Annotated in this window: 13 protein-coding genes and 2 pseudogenes; 5 read left to right on the plus strand and 10 right to left on the minus strand. The window is 70.6% G+C overall.

The annotated features are described in order from the left end of the window. Nucleotides 1-5 precede the first annotated feature (5 nt). Nucleotides 6-641 (minus strand): annotated as a pseudogene (locus tag ACFV2X_RS05975) (ABC transporter substrate-binding protein); the annotation flags it as partial. Then, nucleotides 640-1062: pseudogene (locus ACFV2X_RS05980) on the minus strand (iron chelate uptake ABC transporter family permease subunit); the annotation flags it as partial. The pseudogenes ACFV2X_RS05980 and ACFV2X_RS05975, both read right to left, overlap by 2 nt. Nucleotides 1063-1401: 339 nt before the next feature. On the opposite strand from ACFV2X_RS05980, the gene ACFV2X_RS05985 reads away from it, so the two are divergent. The 4 genes from ACFV2X_RS05985 (at nucleotide 1402) to ACFV2X_RS06000 (ending at nucleotide 4753) form a co-directional block, all read left to right on the plus strand. Further along, nucleotides 1402-2436 (plus strand): zinc-dependent alcohol dehydrogenase family protein, encoded by a 1035-nt coding sequence (locus ACFV2X_RS05985; protein ID WP_385611961.1) that lies wholly within the window; start codon nucleotides 1402-1404, stop codon nucleotides 2434-2436. 63 nt (nucleotides 2437-2499) lie between these two features. Beyond that, nucleotides 2500-3330, plus strand: a complete 831-nt coding sequence (locus ACFV2X_RS05990) for an SDR family oxidoreductase (protein WP_385611963.1) — start codon at nucleotides 2500-2502, stop codon at nucleotides 3328-3330. Between the two features lie 63 nt (nucleotides 3331-3393). Next, nucleotides 3394-3729: an aldo/keto reductase gene (locus tag ACFV2X_RS05995; protein WP_385612356.1), complete on the plus strand. Its 336-nt coding sequence runs from the start codon at nucleotides 3394-3396 to the stop codon at nucleotides 3727-3729. 184 nt (nucleotides 3730-3913) lie between these two features. Continuing rightward, nucleotides 3914-4753, plus strand: coding sequence for a thioesterase family protein (locus ACFV2X_RS06000; protein ID WP_385611966.1), 840 nt, complete (start codon nucleotides 3914-3916; stop codon nucleotides 4751-4753). Between the two features lie 103 nt (nucleotides 4754-4856). Here the strand turns inward: ACFV2X_RS06000 and ACFV2X_RS06005 are convergent, their stop codons facing one another. The 8 genes from ACFV2X_RS06005 to ACFV2X_RS06040 form a co-directional block, all read right to left on the minus strand. Next, nucleotides 4857-5618 (minus strand): DUF6461 domain-containing protein, encoded by a 762-nt coding sequence (locus ACFV2X_RS06005; protein ID WP_385611968.1) that lies wholly within the window; start codon nucleotides 5616-5618, stop codon nucleotides 4857-4859. A gap of 224 nt (nucleotides 5619-5842) precedes the next feature. Further along, nucleotides 5843-6523 (minus strand): VOC family protein, encoded by a 681-nt coding sequence (locus tag ACFV2X_RS06010; protein ID WP_385611970.1) that lies wholly within the window; start codon nucleotides 6521-6523, stop codon nucleotides 5843-5845. A 16-nt stretch (nucleotides 6524-6539) separates the two neighbouring features. Further along, on the minus strand, nucleotides 6540-7898 hold the full coding sequence (locus tag ACFV2X_RS06015; protein WP_385611973.1) for an MFS transporter: 1359 nt from the start codon (nucleotides 7896-7898) through the stop codon (nucleotides 6540-6542). A 71-nt stretch (nucleotides 7899-7969) separates the two neighbouring features. Continuing rightward, complete coding sequence (locus tag ACFV2X_RS06020) at nucleotides 7970-8944, minus strand: amidohydrolase family protein (RefSeq protein WP_385611975.1); 975 nt, start codon at nucleotides 8942-8944, stop codon at nucleotides 7970-7972. Then, nucleotides 8941-9411, minus strand: a complete 471-nt coding sequence (locus tag ACFV2X_RS06025; protein ID WP_385611977.1) for a hypothetical protein — start codon at nucleotides 9409-9411, stop codon at nucleotides 8941-8943. Before ACFV2X_RS06025 ends, ACFV2X_RS06020 begins: the two co-directional genes overlap by 4 nt. A gap of 51 nt (nucleotides 9412-9462) precedes the next feature. After that, entirely contained in the window at nucleotides 9463-10653 is a 1191-nt protein-coding gene (locus ACFV2X_RS06030) for an FAD-dependent monooxygenase (RefSeq protein WP_385611980.1), read from the minus strand. Next, a complete protein-coding gene (locus ACFV2X_RS06035; RefSeq protein WP_385611983.1) occupies nucleotides 10650-12050 on the minus strand; it encodes an MFS transporter in 1401 nt (466 codons plus the stop codon). The genes ACFV2X_RS06030 and ACFV2X_RS06035 overlap by 4 nt, the downstream gene beginning before the upstream one ends. A 93-nt stretch (nucleotides 12051-12143) precedes the next feature. After that, nucleotides 12144-13658 (minus strand): aldehyde dehydrogenase family protein, encoded by a 1515-nt coding sequence (locus ACFV2X_RS06040; protein WP_385611986.1) that lies wholly within the window; start codon nucleotides 13656-13658, stop codon nucleotides 12144-12146. A gap of 182 nt (nucleotides 13659-13840) precedes the next feature. Between ACFV2X_RS06040 and ACFV2X_RS06045 the strand changes: the two genes are divergently transcribed. Continuing rightward, nucleotides 13841-15715 (plus strand): helix-turn-helix domain-containing protein, encoded by a 1875-nt coding sequence (locus ACFV2X_RS06045; protein WP_385611989.1) that lies wholly within the window; start codon nucleotides 13841-13843, stop codon nucleotides 15713-15715. The last annotated feature ends 12 nt before the right edge of the window (nucleotides 15716-15727 follow it).

Genomic DNA, 15727 nt, shown 5'->3' on the forward strand with positions numbered 1-15727 from the left:
CGCGGTCAGGACGCCGGCTGTGCCACCTGGGTGGCGGGCTTGCCGTCGACGGCGGCGGCCAGTTGCGGGGCCAGCCGGTCGAGCGTGTACGGCAGGCTCAGGACCGTCACGAAGGAGATGGCGTTCCCGCAGTCGCTGGACTCCTTGACGTAGACCTCGCGGTCCTGTTTCGCCACCTTCAGATCGGAGTAGAGGGGGTTCCGGTCGAGCTTGCCCTCGTCCTTGGCCGGGTCGGCGACGATCCACACGATCGCGTCGGTGTCCAGCAGGTCGGTGCGCTCCTTGCTGATACTGGCGCCGAATTCGTCACCGATCACCTTGTCCAGGTCGGCCGGGAGGGTGAAGCCGAGGTCGGTGAGGACGCGGGAGCGCGGGTCCTGGCCGAAGACGAAGATGCCGTCGTAGGGGGTGGCCATCACCGCGCGGGCACCGGCGAAGGCCGGGTGTTCGGCGGCCACGGTCCTGAATGTGGCCTGGACGCCCTTGACCAGCTCCTTCGCCTTGGCCTTCTGCCCGAGCGCGGTGCCGATGAGCTCCGTCTGCCGCTGCCACGGAACGCCGAAGTCGTTGTACTCCTTGGGCTGGGCCACCACCGGCGCGAACTTCGACAGCGTCTCGTACTGCTCCTTGGCCAGGCCGCCAGGCCACCCCGATGCCGACCAGGATGATCCGGTAGCCGGTGGCGCCGCGCCGCCAGGCGAGCGCGTACACGGCCAGCGCGGTGACGAGCGCGCCGAGCAGCCCGAGGGTCTGGGTGCCGAGGCCGTCGTCCCAGCCCAGCACGATGCCCGCCACCACGGCGGTGCCCGCGCCCTGGGTGAGGCCGATCATGTCGGGGCTGGCGAGCGGATTGCGGGTCAGGGCCTGCATGACGGCGCCCGACAGACCGAGGGCGGCGCCCGCCGTGAGACCGAGCGCGGTACGCGGCACCCGGGCCGACCAGACGATGTTGTCCACGAACCGGCTCGGCGGGTCGCCCAACAGCGCCCGCACCACCTGGTCCGGCGGGATACTCGCCGCGCCGAGGGCGAGTGACAGCAGGCAGATGATCCCCAGTGCCACGACCCAGCAGTGTCATGAGCAGAACGGGGCGGGCTCTCTTGCCCCGCCTCACCGTGCGGTCTCCAACGGCCAACTCCCCTGAATCCGGCGCGGCTTCATCGTGGTGCTGAACAGGGGATCCCCCGCCCAGAGGCCCATTTGATTAGGTAAACCTTACCTTGGTGCGATCGGGTGTCGGCGACGACGGGGTCCGGTGAGCTGAGCAACGGCGGGCGCGTGAGGGGCCCTGCCACTCCCCGGAACGCCGCTCCCCGGAACACCGCGGTCTGCCGCGCGACGCGCCCGCGCGGGAGTGTCGAACGTGTCGGAATCATCCGCTGACCCCCGGGAGCAACCTTCATGCGAGCGACACTGATGTACGGCGCCGGCGACATCCGCGTCGAGAACGTCCCGGACCCGAAGATCCAGCAGCCCACCGACGCCGTCGTACATGTCCTGCGCGCCTGTGTCTGCGGCAGCGACCTGTGGCCGTACGGCTCCATGCCGGCCACGGAGCACGGCGTGCGCATCGGCCACGAGTTCCTCGGCGTCATCGAGGACACTGGCGGGGACGTGTCCGGCCTCAGGCGTGGCGACCTGGTCGTCGCCCCCTTCTTCTGGTCCGACAACACCTGCGACTTCTGCGCCGAGGGCCTGCACGCCTCCTGCCGGCACGGTGGCCGGTGGGCGCGGGACGGCATCGACGGCGGGCAGGGCGAGGCGGTGCGGGTGCCGCAGGCCCAGGGCACGCTGGTGAAACTGCCGGTGGCCGAGGACTCCGCCCTCCTGCCCTCCCTGCTCACCCTCTCCGACGTCCTGTGCACCGGCCACCACTGCGCGGTCACGGCCGGGGTCAACCCCCGTACGACCGTGACAGTGATCGGCGACGGCGCGGTGGGGCTGTCCGCGGTCATCAGCGCCAAGCGGCTCGGTGCCGAGCGGGTCATCCTGATGGGCCGGCACAAGGACCGCACCGACCTGGGCCGGGACTTCGGCGCCACCGACATCGTGTCCGAACGCGGGGAGGAGGGCGTCGAGCGCGTACGGGAGCTGACCGGCGGCGACGGCACCCACGCCGTGCTGGAGTGCGTCGGCACCCTGCCCGCCCTCCGGACGTCACTGGGCGTGGTCCGCGCGGGCGGCACGGTCAGCCGGGTCGGCGTGCCCCAGTACGGCGAAGTCCCCCTCGGCTTCCCGGAGTTCATGAAAAACATCACCCTCACCGGCGGCGTGGCCCCGGCCCGTGCCTACATCGAGGAGTTGCTGCCCGACATCCTCGAGGGCCGTATCCAGCCCGGACGTGTCTTCGACCGCACGGTGGGCCTGGGCGACACACCCGAGGGCTATCGGGCGATGGCGGCCCGCGAGGCACTGAAGGTGCTGGTGACTCCCTGACCCCCTGACTCGCTGACTCCCTGATCCACTGACTCCCACCACCACGAAGCGAAGGATCCTGACGTGAGCAAGGGAATCGCCGTCGTCATCGGCGCGGGCAGCATCGGCCGCGCCGTCGCCCGCCGTATCGGTGCCGGACGCCTTCTGCTGCTGGCCGACTACAGCGACAAGGCACTGGCCGAGGCCGCGGAACAGCTCGGCGACGAGGGCTACGAGGTGACCACCCGGGTCACCGACGTCTCCGACCGCGCCGCGGTCGAGGCCCTGGCCGACGTGGCGGCCGGGCTGGGCCCGGTCACCCAGGTGGTGCACAACGCCGGTGTCTCGCCCACCCAGGCCAGTACGGAGCGCGTCCTGCACATCGACCTCCTGGGCACCGCTCTGGTCCTCGACGCGTTCGCCCGCGTCATAGCCCCGGGCGGGGCCGGCATCGTGATCGCCAGCATGGCCGGACACCGCGAGAGCCCTTACGCGCCCGACATCGAGCGCGCACTGGCGACCACCGAGACCTCGCAACTGCTCGCGCTGCCGTTCCTCCAGCCCGACCAGGTGGGTTCCTCGGTCCACGCGTACGCCCTCTCCAAGCGGGCCAACTCGCTGCGCGTGCAGACCGCGGCCGTCGCGTGGGGCAAGCGCGGAGCCCGTGTCAACGCCGTCAGCCCCGGGGTGATCATCACGCCACTGGCCAAGGACGAGCTCTCCGGTCCCCGCGCCGAGTGGTTCCAGCATGTCCGCGAGGTGTCGGCGGCCGGCCGCTTCGGCACGCCCGACGAGGTCGCGGAGGCATCGGCCTTCCTGCTCGGCGAGCACGCCGGGTTCATCACCGGTGCCGACCTGCTGATGGACGGTGGCGTGACCGCGGCCCTGCGCACCGGGGAGCTGACGGCCCCCTGACGGACCTGGGCCGCCGGCATCACCTTCTTCGACGTCGCCGACACCTACGGCACACCTCCGGGGCTGAGCGAACAACTCCTCGGTGAGGCATTGAAGGGCCACCGCGATGATGTCGTGATCGCCACCAAGTTCGGCATGGACGCCGAGGGGGCCAGCGGCCGCGACTTCGGAGTCCGCGGCTCCCGCCGCTACATCACCCGAGCTGTCGAGGAGTCGCTGCGCCGACTGGGCACCGACCGGATCGACCTGCACCAGTTCCACACCCCCGGCCCGGCCACGCCGATCGAGGAAACCCTGGCCGCGCTCGACAGCCTGGTGCAACAGGGCAAGGTGCCCCCGCCGCCCAGGCGTTCGGGCTTGGGGTGCTGCCGTACTACCCGCTTGCCAGCGGGCTGCTGACCGGCAAGTACTCCTCCGGCAAGGGCCTCGATGAAGTACAGGTCCGCCTTTTCCTGGCTCGCCTCTCGCCCCACCGTCGTCGCCCTTATGCTGAGGTCGGTGTAGGCGGCACTGAACAGAGCGGCCCGAGCGGCGGGCGGCCGAGTGGTGTCGGTGTGTGTCGTGCTGAACGGAGAGAACGTCGTTGACCGAGGACGCGTGGACCGTGCCGAGTTATTACGAGCGCATCGACGAGGGGCGGTACAAGCCGACCGCCCACGCCAGCGGGGCTTGGAGCACGGACGAGCAGCACTTCAGCCCGCTCGGTGGCCTCGTCGTCCACGCCATGGAGCGCCACCTCGATTCCGAAGCACGGCCGGGCATGCTGTTCAGCCGCTTGAGCTTCGACATCCTCGGGCGGATCGCCCTCGACGAGTGCCAGATCTCCGTGGAGACGGTCAGGCCCGGCCGCACCATAGAACTCATCGAGGCGGCGGTCACCATCGCCGAACGCACCGTCGTACGCGCCCGTGCCTGGCTTCTGGCCGCGCAGGACACCAGGGCCGTGGCAGGCGGTGAACCCGCGGCGCTGCCCGCTCCCGAACCGCTCGACGGCTGGGCGCTGTCCGAGCAGTGGCCGGGCGGCTATATCGCGTCCCTTGACCTGAGGCCCGTCGGCACACCGCGCCCCGGCCGCACCACGGCCTGGGTCTCCACTCCGCTGGCGCTGGTCCACGGTGAGCAAAGCGGCGCGTTGGCGAACTACATCGCACTTGTCGACACCGCCAACGGCATCGCCGTACGACAGCCGCCCACGCAGTGGATGTACCCGAACGTCGACATGTCCGTGCACCTCTACCGGCGACCCGAGGGGCGCTGGACCGGGCTGGACACCACGGTCGTCTTCGGGGCCACGGGGCTGGGTGTCACCAGCACGGTTCTGCACGACGTGCACGGTCCGGTCGGATATGCGCAGCAGGCGCTCACGGTGCGCCCGCACCCGCGCCGCGAGGCGTCAGACGAAGACGCTGTAGCGCGCAGTTGACTGCGCAGCGGCACGGACGTCGTCAGGGCGCCACGGGCCGGTGGCCTGCGGCGCGTGGACTTACGGTGGACTGACGGCCGCACGCCACCGGGGCCTCGCGGTGTCAGCCACTGGTGGCGTGCTGGTAGGCCCGTCGCAGGAGGGCGGGGATCAGACGGAGTCGCCCCCTGGGGAGCGGATAGCCGTTGGCGGTGGCCCAGCCGCAGACGACGTCGAAGTCGGGGTCCTCGGTGGTCATGTCCGGGGTGCCACCGACCGCGTACGCGGGAAGCCGGGCCTCGGTGAGGAAGGCCGGGGGCAGGGAGAGGCCGAAGCGCTCTTCGATGACGGCAAGAGCGCGGCGGCTTCGGGCGGTGTAGTCCTCGTTCTCGTGATCACCGTACGCGGTCCCGTCGGGGCGCAGAATCCCGGCGGCGGCGAGGGCGGGCAGCAGCAGATCGGGCTCCTCGCCCCAACGGACGGTCTCCTCGCACAGCCCGAAGCCGCAGATGGAGCGGCCGTCGTGGGCGTAGAAGACGGTGGCCGGCGGATGTTCCCCGACTGGCACGTAGTGGATGGCCTCCGCGCCCCCGCGGGAGATGTCTTTCAGACGGTCGCCTCCAGTGGAGTCACCGTACTCGACTGCGAACGCCCATCCGGCGTGCTCACCGACCCGGACCACACCGTCGCCTCTCCCGCCGGGCCGGTAGACCGTCATGCCCAGCTCCAGCACTTCGGCATCGGCGATCGGCTCGGTCCCCGCCCCGGGCGCCCCGCCCATCCGTACCGCCAGCTCCTCCGCGTCGATCCCCCGGGCAAAGACGAGTCCGGACATCCAGCCTGTCGCCCCGTCCCCGTCGGCCAGCCACCGAATACCGTCACCCATGACACCCTCCCCGCACTGGTGGGCAACGCTCCTGCGCTGTCCACCTCGACCCTAGAGGGCACCACTGACAACGCCTTGCGCATCCGTGGGTGACTGACCTCGACGGGGTGGCCGAACGGCACCCCTGGCCGCACCACCACGTCGAACCCGTGGTGGTGCGGGCCCAGGCGGACTCGGACACGGCCCGCGAACGCGTCCGCGCGCGTGGCTACGCGGGACCGTTCCTAGCTCGCCGGCTGTCGGGGCTCGGTGACCGCCGTGCGGCGGATCACCACCTCGCCCTCGTCCGTGGCGACGGCGACCGCGTACAGACCGGGACGTCCGCCGTTGTACTTCAAGGGAAGGTCGGCCGCGCCGTCGCCCAGCCACGCACGCATATCCGATTCGGTGCCGCCGACCTCCATCCAGGTGATCCCCTGCGGCGTGTTCCGCTGTCCGTCGCGCGGCTGTGCCCCCGGGTGCTCGGAGAGGTCCTCGATCAGGAACACGTTGGGTACACCCTGCTGCCAGCAGGGAATCGTCTCGGGGACGCGGATCGCGTTGCGCTGCACGCCGTCCGTTCGCTTGCGCAGGGGCGTGTCGATGATGCCGGTGCCGAAGTGCTCGGCCAGCTTCTGCAACTCGTCGCGCGTGTCGACCCGCAGGCACCAGCCGATGAACACATCGCCGCCCTCGATCTGGTCGTAGAACCAGCGGGCGCTGGGGTTGGTGTGCGGTGAGTAGGCGTCGATGACGCTCTCGACCTCGATGTACTGGTCCGGTCCGAGCGGGACGATCCGGTTGGCGATGCCGAGGTGGGGGAACCAGCCCCCCTCGTACTGCCCGAATCCTGTCTCCGCGCAGAGCTGTTCGGTGCCCGCGTAGATGTTGCGGGACCCGAGCGAGATGTGGTCGATCGTGAGCAAGGTGTTTCGTCCTTCGTCAGTGCGAGGTGACTTCTTCGAGGTCGTCGTGGTGCGGGGCTGGGCTGTGGGAGGCGGCGGTGCGCGCCCGTATCCGGTTGCCGGCGACGGTGACGACGGCACAGCCGATGAGCGAGGCGGCGATGAAGTACAGGCCGCTGTTGTAGTTTCCGGTCGTGTCGCGCAGCCATCCCACGATGTAGGGGGCCAGGAAGCTGCCGATGTTGCCGAGCATCGTGGTGAGGGCGATACCGACGGACATGGCGACGGGGCCGTGCAGGTGTCCGACCGGGATCTGCCACATCAGGAAGAGGGCGGCATAGATACCGGAGGTGAGCAGGACCGTACCGAGCAGGGTGAGCCACAGACCGGTGGTGTTGGCGGCCAGTACGGTGCCGCCGGCGGCCAGCAGCGCACCGCAGGCCACATGCCACACCCGCTCGTTGCGCCGGTCCGAGCTGGACACCCAGAACAGGGCGACGAGCGTCGCGGGGACGTAGACGGACCCGGACAGCAGGCCCGTCTGGAGCACGCTCAGTTTGGTGTGGGCCTGCTCGGCGAAGCCGGTGATGATCAGCGGAAGGAACGAGGTGATGGCGACGAAGCCGACCCACAGAAGGCTGACGCCCACGGAGAGGGTGACCAGGCGGAGGTCGCGCAGGCGCTCGAGGATGTCGCTGAACCGGATCTTCGGCTTCTCCGTGGTGGTCTCCGCCGTGGTGACCCGGAGCAGGGCCTCCCGTTCCGGCTCGGTGAGCCAGTTGGCGGTCGCCGGCGAGTCGGTCAGGAAACGGAGCAGAACCAGACCGAGGATGATCGTCGGCACCCCCTCCAGGATGAACATCCAGCGCCACCCGGCCACTCCCAGCAGGCCGTGGGCGTACTGGATGATGGCCGCGGACAGCGGCGTTCCCAGGATCGCGTAGAACGGCAGACACACCAGAGCGGTGACCCGCCCGCGCATCCGCGGCGGGAACCAGATCGTCAGATACATGAACATCCCGGGGAGCATTCCTGCCTCGACGGCGCCCAAGGCGATTCTGGTCGCGATGAGACTGCCCTCGCCCTGGATCAGGCTCGACGAAACGGCGACGACGCCCCAGGACATGGTGAGCAGTCCGAGCCAGCGTCGCGGGCCCAGCCGGTTGAGCGCCAGGTTGCCGGGGATCTGCAGGGCGATGTAGCCGGCCGAGAAGATCCCGGTGGCGAAGCCGAAGGCGGAGGTGCTGATGCCGAGGTCGGCGTTCATCGTCAGCGCGGCGGTCCCGAGGTTGACGCGGTCGAGATAGCCGGCCGTGTACAGGAGCAGGACCAATGGGCCCAGCCGTCTGAGGGCCTTTCTGACCGCCTGGCGCTCGGCCAGGGAGATGTCTGACACGGTGGGTTCCCTTCTCGGAACGGCTCGGAACGGCTGGAGCGGTCTGTCCGCTGGTCTCGGCGCCGGGCCCGTCACAGCCCGAGGAACGCCCGCGCGTTGGCGGTGAGCGTTCCGGCGTCGGGACCGTGGTCGGTGGCGAAGCGGACCGGGTCGGGCTGGGCCATGTCGAACGGGTAGTCGCTCCCGCAGACGACGCCGCCCTTGGACGCCTGCGCGGCCAGCAGCCCCAGCGGTCCGGGGTCGTGGGTGACGCTGTCGAAGAAGAGCTCGCCGAACACTTCTGCCGGCGGCCGGGACGAGTGGCGGCGCACATCGGCCCGGGTCCGCCAGCCGTGCGTCCACCGGCCGAGCAGCCACGGTGCGCAGCCACCGCCGTGCACGAAGCAGATCCGCAGCCGCGGCAGCTGCTCCTTGACGCCGCCCAGGATGAGCGCCGCGACGGCGGTGGCGCTCTCGACGGGGTTGCCCACGAGGTTGGAGAGGTAGTGCTCCGACCACTCCGGCCGGGGCAGTTGCATGGGATGGACGAGCACGGCGAGGTCGAGATCCGCGGCGTCGGTGAGGATGTGGCGCAGCACGCCCCGGTCGAGCGAGCCGCCGGCGAGCAGCGGCGGGATCGCGATCCCGGCGATGCCGTCGGTCCGGGCCAGCCGCTCCATCTGGGCGCGGGCCTCGTCGGCGTCGTCGAGCCCGACCAAGCCGAGCCCCACGAGCCTGCCACCGGAGTCGGACACCACGGCGGACAGCGCGTCGTTGAACGCCGTCACATACGCATCGGCCCCCGGCACTCCGCCCACGGGGAACGCGAACGGTGGTGCGGACAGGACCCGCACCCCCACACCCGTGGCGCGCATGTCCTGGAGGATCGCGGGGACATCGCTCATCGCCCGGGTCGGAATGGACAGCGGGATGTCCCCGAGGTGGAGTTCGCCGTCGCGGTCGTGCATACCCCCGTACGGAGCCCCCGGGGGGAGGTGGAACAGTTCGGTGGGCAGCCAGTGGGCGTGGACGTCGATGACGCCCTCGGCGAGCGGGGCGCTGATCACGCCTGTCCCTCCTGCCGGGCGTCCGACGCGTCGCCGTGGATGTCCAGCGGCGCGTTGGCGCTGTCGAGGTGTTCGACGGTGGTGAAGACGAGTTCGGTGTCGCCGACGTTCTCGATGTCGTGCAGCAGGTATTCGCCCGGGCCGAAGGTGAAGTGGCGGGTCTCCCCGGCGTTGTAGGAGACCTCCCGGGTCGTACCGTCGTGCGTGTGCTGACGACTGCGGCCGGCGTTCACCGCGGTCCAGAAGTAGTCGAGGACATGTCGGTGGGCGTGCCAGCGCTCGCCGGGTGCGAGCCGGATCTCCCAGACCCGCACCCGCGGTGTCTCGCTCAGCAGCCGGGAGCCGACCCGGCCGTCGTGGGAGTGCGCCTCGAACTCCGCACGCAGCTCCTGCGGCCATCCGTCGAATCCGCCGGCGACGAGGTCGCCTGCCAGAGGCAGGTCCGCGAGAAAGTTGTCACTGGTCATCGTTTTCTCCTTGGGTGTGTTCCGTGGTGGGTTAAGGCGTATCCGCGGGCGTCAGCGGCCGGGGCCGTAGAGACCGAATCGCAGGCTCGGGTCGCCGGGCTTCCAGGTGTTCGAGAACTGGGACCGCTCGCCCATGGCGACGACCCGCTCCAGCAGCCGGGCGCTGAGTTCGAGCTGGACCGGCTCCCAGGTGCGCAGGGCGGCGCCGATGTCGCCCTCCGCCTCCCGGAGCGCGCCGACCAGGGCCCAGGCGTCGGCCGCCGCTTTCGCGGTGCCGGCCGCGGCGTGCGGCCGGGCGGCACACGCGGAATCGCCGATCAGGGCCACCCGGCCCTCGGCCATCCGGGACGCGCGCACATCGGAGACGACCTGGATGTACGGCGTGGCAGTGGCGGTCACGACCTCGGCTGCCGCGGGGGACAGCATCCGCCGCGCGGCGTCCCGCATCTCGGCCACGTAGCGGTCCTGGACCTGGGCGGGGTGGATGGACACCGTGCCGGGGAAGCCGCGCTTGTCGATCAGCATCTCGGACAGCTCGGGGCCCTCGGGCACGTTCCGGTACCAGACGTAGTTCATGAGCCGGTCCTGCGGCCCGGTCCCGCCTTCGCCGGGGATCGGGTAGAGCGTGATGTGCGAATGGGGCACCACGGTGTAGGTGATGGAGTCCTTCAGCAGCTCACGGGTGCCCTCGGACAGGTCCTTCTCCGGGACCGTGCCGCGCCAGCCGATGTATCCCGAGTAGGTGAGGTCCGCGGCCGGGTCGAGGCGGCGGCGCCCGATGGAGGTGATTCCATCGGCAAAGACCACCAGGTCCGCCGTCACCTCACGCCCGCTCACGAACCGCACCGTGACGGATCGCTCGTCCTGGTCGAATCCGCAGGCGTACTCGCCCAGATGGTAGTGGTCGGACCCGAAGTCGCCGAGCAGGGCGCGGTAGAACGTGCCCCACGATGTGTAGCTCCAGGTCCGTCGCTCGCGGTGGACGATCCGGTTGTCGGTGTCCAGGTACTGCACCCAGTCCGTGGAGGTGCTGAGGTCCTGCGGATGCTGCTCACTGCGCTCGGTGAACCAGCGCAGGGTGTCCGGCTGCAGCACGATGCCGCTTCCGCGTCCGTCGAGTGCGGTGGGGGTCCGCTCGAAGACGTCGACCGTGAAGCCCAGGTCGCGCAGGAGGAGCGCGGTGGTGAGCCCGCCGATCGATCCGCCGATGACCACGGCGGTGGCACCGTCGTACGCGTTCATGTGTACATCTCCTTGCTGGTGATCGCCCCGGTCGCCGGTTGCGCCCGGTCCGGGTCGAGGTCGATGGGGTCGGTCGGTAGCTCGGCCCCGCGGGTCTCCGGCGCGAAGGCGAGTCCGGCCACGGCGATCAGTCCGACCGCGGCGACACAGGTGGTCGCCAGGCCCAGGTCGCCGCCGAACCACGAGGCGGCCATGACCCCGGCCACCAGCGGGCCGGCCGCGGTGATGGACCGACCGATGCTGTTGCACAGGGCCATACCGGTGGCGCGCACACTGGGCGGGAAGAGTTCGGGGCCGTAGACGAAGGTGCCCGACAGGGCTCCGAACAGGCCGAACCCGACGACGGGCAGGGCGAGCAGGAACTCGCCGTAGCCGTGGTGGAAGGGGAAGAGATAGCCGACGCTCACGGCGGAGACGGCGAAGCTGATGGCGAAAGCCTTGCGCCGCCCGAACGCGTCGGCGAGGAAGCCCCATGAGGCATAGCCGAGGACGCCGCCCGCGTTGAACAACATCGAGGCGACCGCGACGCGGCTGTTGGCGGTCTCGGGGGACATCGCACCGGCGGCGGTCATCTGGCGGATGATCTGGGGATACCAGGTCGATACGCTCCAGAAGGCGATCAGCGAGCCGGTGGCCAGCGCCGTACAGATCGCCGTCCTGCTCAGCAACGGCGCGGCGAGTAGTCGGCGCAGGACGAACTGGTCCGCCGCGGCGGCCTGCCCCTGTGACTTACGTGTCCGGCGTGCCGCGATGGCACCCTGGATCTCCGGGGGCTCGGGAACGTAACGGCGGATGAACCACACGAGGAGCGCGGGCGCCACCGCGATGCCCATCATCAGCCGCCAGCCGTGGTCGCCGAGCAACTGGTACGCGAGCGCGGCGATGAAGAACCCGGCGGCGTAGCCGGACATCATCACGCCACAGGCACGCGCCCGGTAGCGGTTGCGCCACACCTCGGCCACCAGCGCGGCCCCGACCGGGGCCTCGACGCCCGAGCCGAGCCCGGCGACGAACCGCAGGACACCGAGTTGCCACCAGGTGTCGGCGAACGCCGCCAGCGCGGTGAACACCGCGTAGGTGACGATGCCGGCGGACAGCACCCGGACCCGCCCGAAGTAGTCGGCGAGCATACCGAACAGAAGCCCGCCGACCGCCCAGCCGGCGAGGAACAGGGCCACGGTCAGCCCGCCGTAGAACCCGATGGCGTCGGGGTCCACCGCGACACCGCTGTGCGGCAGCAGCTCGGTCATGGCCGGGCCGAGGACCAGTGCGTAGAGGCTTCCGGCGAAGCCGTCCAGGGCCCAGCCCATCGTCGTCCCCAGCAGGACGAGCCATTGGATTCGGGTGATCTCCGTGCGCCAGCCGCGAGCGGGCGGGGCTGCCTGTGTTTTCGACATGGGCGGGTCCTTCGTTGGACGTTGCCGGACAGGAGTCGTCGTGGGAACCACGGGGAAGTTGGTGGGAAGTGGGGAAGCGTCCGGGGCAGCCGGTCAGTTGAGACGGCCGGGCTCGGCATTCCCGTACCAGTCGACGTCGTCCGCGGCGGTCCGCACCACGACGGTCTTGATCCAGGTGAAGTCGTCGAAGGACTCCTGGCCCGCGTCCCGCCCGGTGCCGGACTCCTTGACCCCGCCCCACGGGAGCGAGGGCTCCAGTCGGTGATGGTCGTTGACCCACACCATTCCGGCGGTGACGCGGTCCGCGACACGGTGGCCACGAGCGATGTCGCGGGTCCACACGCCGGCCCCGAGACCGAACCGGTTGTCGTTGGCCATCGCCACCGCGTCGTCCTCCCCGTCGAAGGGCACGACGACCGCGACCGGTCCGAAGATCTCCTCGCGTGCGACGGTCATCGACATCGTGGCGTCGGCCAGCACGGTCGGCTGTACGTAGTAGCCGGAGCCGAGCTCCGCCGGCAGGTCCGGAACTCCTCCGCCGGCGGCGACGCGGACGCCCTCCTCGACACCGGTCGAGATCAGACGCAGGACCTTGTCCCGCTGGCCACCGCTGATCAGCGGCCCCAGCTGGGTCTCCGGCCGCACCGGGTCCCCGATCCGGATCGCCGACGCCCGGGCGCTCAGCGCCTCGACGAACTCGTCGTAGATCCCGCGCTGGACGAGAAACCGCGAACCGGCCACACAGGACTGACCGGCCGCCACGAACGCGGCGAACGCCGCTCCTTCGGCGGCGACGACCGGGTCGATGTCGTCGAAGACGACGATCGGGGTCTTACCGCCGAGCTCCGCGGTGACACGGGCGAAGCGGGCCGCCGTGGCGACCGCCGCGGCCCGTCCGGCCTCGGTGCCACCGGTGAGCGTGATCTTGGCGATGTCGGGGTGCCCGGTGAGCCGTTCCCCCACCTCGCGTCCGCCGGTCACGACACCGACCACGCCCTCCGGCAGCCCGGCCTCGCGCAGGATGTCGACGAGCGCCAGCGTGGTCAGCGGTGTCATCTCGGAGGGCTTGACCACCACGGTGTTCCCGGTGGCCAGCGCCGCGGACAGGCTGCGGGCGAGGATCAGCAGCGGGTGGTTGAACGGTGTGATGATGCCGCACACACCGAGCGGTGACCGCCGCTGATAGGTCAGATAGGGGCCGTCGCCGGGCAGCACGGCGTCCCTCTGGGTGGCCAGCAGCCCCGCGTTGTAGCGGAACCACTCCGGAACGCGCGACAGCTGCGCCCTGGTCTCGGTGATGGGCCGGCCGTTGTTCCGCGTCTCCAGCTGGAACAGCACCTCGGTGTGCGCCTCGATGGCGTCGGCGAACCGCAGCAGATGCCTGGCTCGCTCGCTGCGTGGCATACGGGGCCACGGACCGGATTCGAAGGCCGCCTTCGCCGCCCGTACCGCCTCGTCCACCTCGGCCGCCGTGTTGTCCGCGACGGTGCGGATGACCGCGCCGGTGGCCGGGTTGACGATGGTCCGATCGCGGTGCGCGGCGTCGTCCGACACCTTCGCCGTGCCGGTGGCGTCGGCGTCGGCGAGCAGGGTGGTGTTCTCGTTCATGGGCTGTCCTCACGAAGGGCACAGGGCCGCGGATGCGCGGAGGGGGAGTGGTGTCCGCGTCTCGGCGCGGCAGCGTGCGGTCGAGTATCCAGACAGGCCCAGGGCATCTCTATGTTTGTGCTGACACAATCCATCGCTATGTATGTCCCTGCTGACATGCATCGGCGTGCCATGCTGGATGTATGCCGACAAAGTCACTGGACAGCGCGGACCCCGCGGGGTCGGACGGAGCCGAGTCGCACGCCGAACTGCGCCGCTGGCTGGAGGCCGTACAGGCGCTGAGCGCCGCCGTCAGCGCCGGCCGCGGTCTGCGCGAGGTCCTTGGTCTCGTCGCGGACACGGCGCGGTCCCTGCTGGGGTTCGGCTTCTGCGGAGTCCTGATCCCCGACAGCTCCGGGCAGAACCTCGTCATCGAGGGATGGAGCGGGCTGTCGGCCGAGTACGTGGCACGTGTCAACTCCGACCGTCCGGTGCGCCTGCACGGGGACGGTGTCCACCACGCGCCGTCGAGCCAGGCATTCCGGTCGGGTCTGCCGGTCGCGGTGCGGGACATCGACCGCGAGCCGCAGTTCACGCCATGGGGTGGGGTGGCGAAGGAGCAGGGCTACCGGTCGATGCTCTCGGTGCCGCTCGTCGCCGGCGGCGACGTGGTCGGCACGCTCAACAGCTACCACTCCGCCGTCCACGACTTCACCGACCACGAGGTGGAGCGGCTCACCCTGCTGGCCAACCACGCCGCGATCGCGCTCACCTCGGCACGGATGGTCGAGGAACTTCAGCAGCTGAACGTCTCGCTGCGCCGCCAGCGCGACCTGCTGACGAAATCGGAGCGGATACACCAGCGCCTCCTGGAGGTCGCTCTGCGGGCCGGTGGTCTGGACGGCATCGTCCAGGCGCTGGCGGACCTCGTGTCGCGGCCCGTGCTCGTCGAGGACGCCGGGGGCGCCGTGCTCGCGCGGACCGGCACGCCCTCGGAGCTGCCGGGCAGCGATGTCCGGGCCGCGCTGCCATTGGAGGAGGACCCGTCGGGGGCGCACACGCTCGGCACCGGCATCGTGCGCGAAGAAGGCGGATACGTCGCCGCCACGGTCAGGCTGGCGGGGGAGGTGGTCGCCCGGGTGTGGCTGCCGCGCGGCGCCGAGGGATTCTCACTCCTCGACGAACGGGCTCTTGAACACGCCTCGATCGTGATCTCGCTCGAGCTGTTCCGGCTGCGCACCGGCACCGAGGTCGAGCACCGGCTGCGCGGCGAACTGCTCGCCGACATCCTCAGCGGCGCCGTCGTCGAATCGTCCCCGGTCGCGGAGCGCGCTCGTCGACTGGGCCACGACTTGTCCCACCCCCACATCGCCGTCGTCGGGCAACTCGACGTGGCGACCGAATCCCGACGGTCCCTCACCTACCAGCGCGCATTGGCCCTGGTCTCCGAACTGGCCGCCGCGTACACGCCGCGACCGCTCGTCGCGATGCACCAGGGAGCCGTGGTCGCGCTGTGGCCCCTGGACAGTGTCCGTACGCTCTCGCGGGTGGCCCCGGCCGGTGAGAAGGAGCGCATGGACGCCGTCGCCTCGTCGATACGGCGTGCGATGGCCGCGGTTCCGGACACGGAGGGAGTGACCGTCGCGGTGTCCGGCGTCGAGCGGCGGACCTTTGTGCAGGCGTACCGGACCGCTCGCGGAGCGCTCAATGTGGCGCTGCGCACCGGGCGTTCGGACACCGTGGTGACACCGGACGACCTCGGCGTGGCGGGCCTGCTCCTGCAACTGGGCGACGCCCGGCAGCTGGTCGCCTTCGCCGACCGCACGCTGGAGGCGGTGCGGCAGCACGATCTGCTGCGCGGCACGCACCTGCTGCAAACGCTCCGCGTCTATCTGGACAGCGAGCTCAGCAGAACGGAGGCCGCACACCGGCTCAGCGTCCATCCCAACACGGTGAGCCAGCGCCTGCGGCGGATCGAAACGGTGGCCGGCCTCGACCTCTCCGCTCCGGCGACCCTCGTGGAGGTCAGCGCGGCCCTGCTGCTCCTGGACGTTGCCGAGGGCGGGCACCCGGCCTGACCGGAGCAGGCG

The organism is Streptomyces sp. NPDC059679 (assembly GCF_042734105.1).
In the GTDB taxonomy this organism is placed as follows: domain Bacteria; phylum Actinomycetota; class Actinomycetes; order Streptomycetales; family Streptomycetaceae; genus Streptomyces.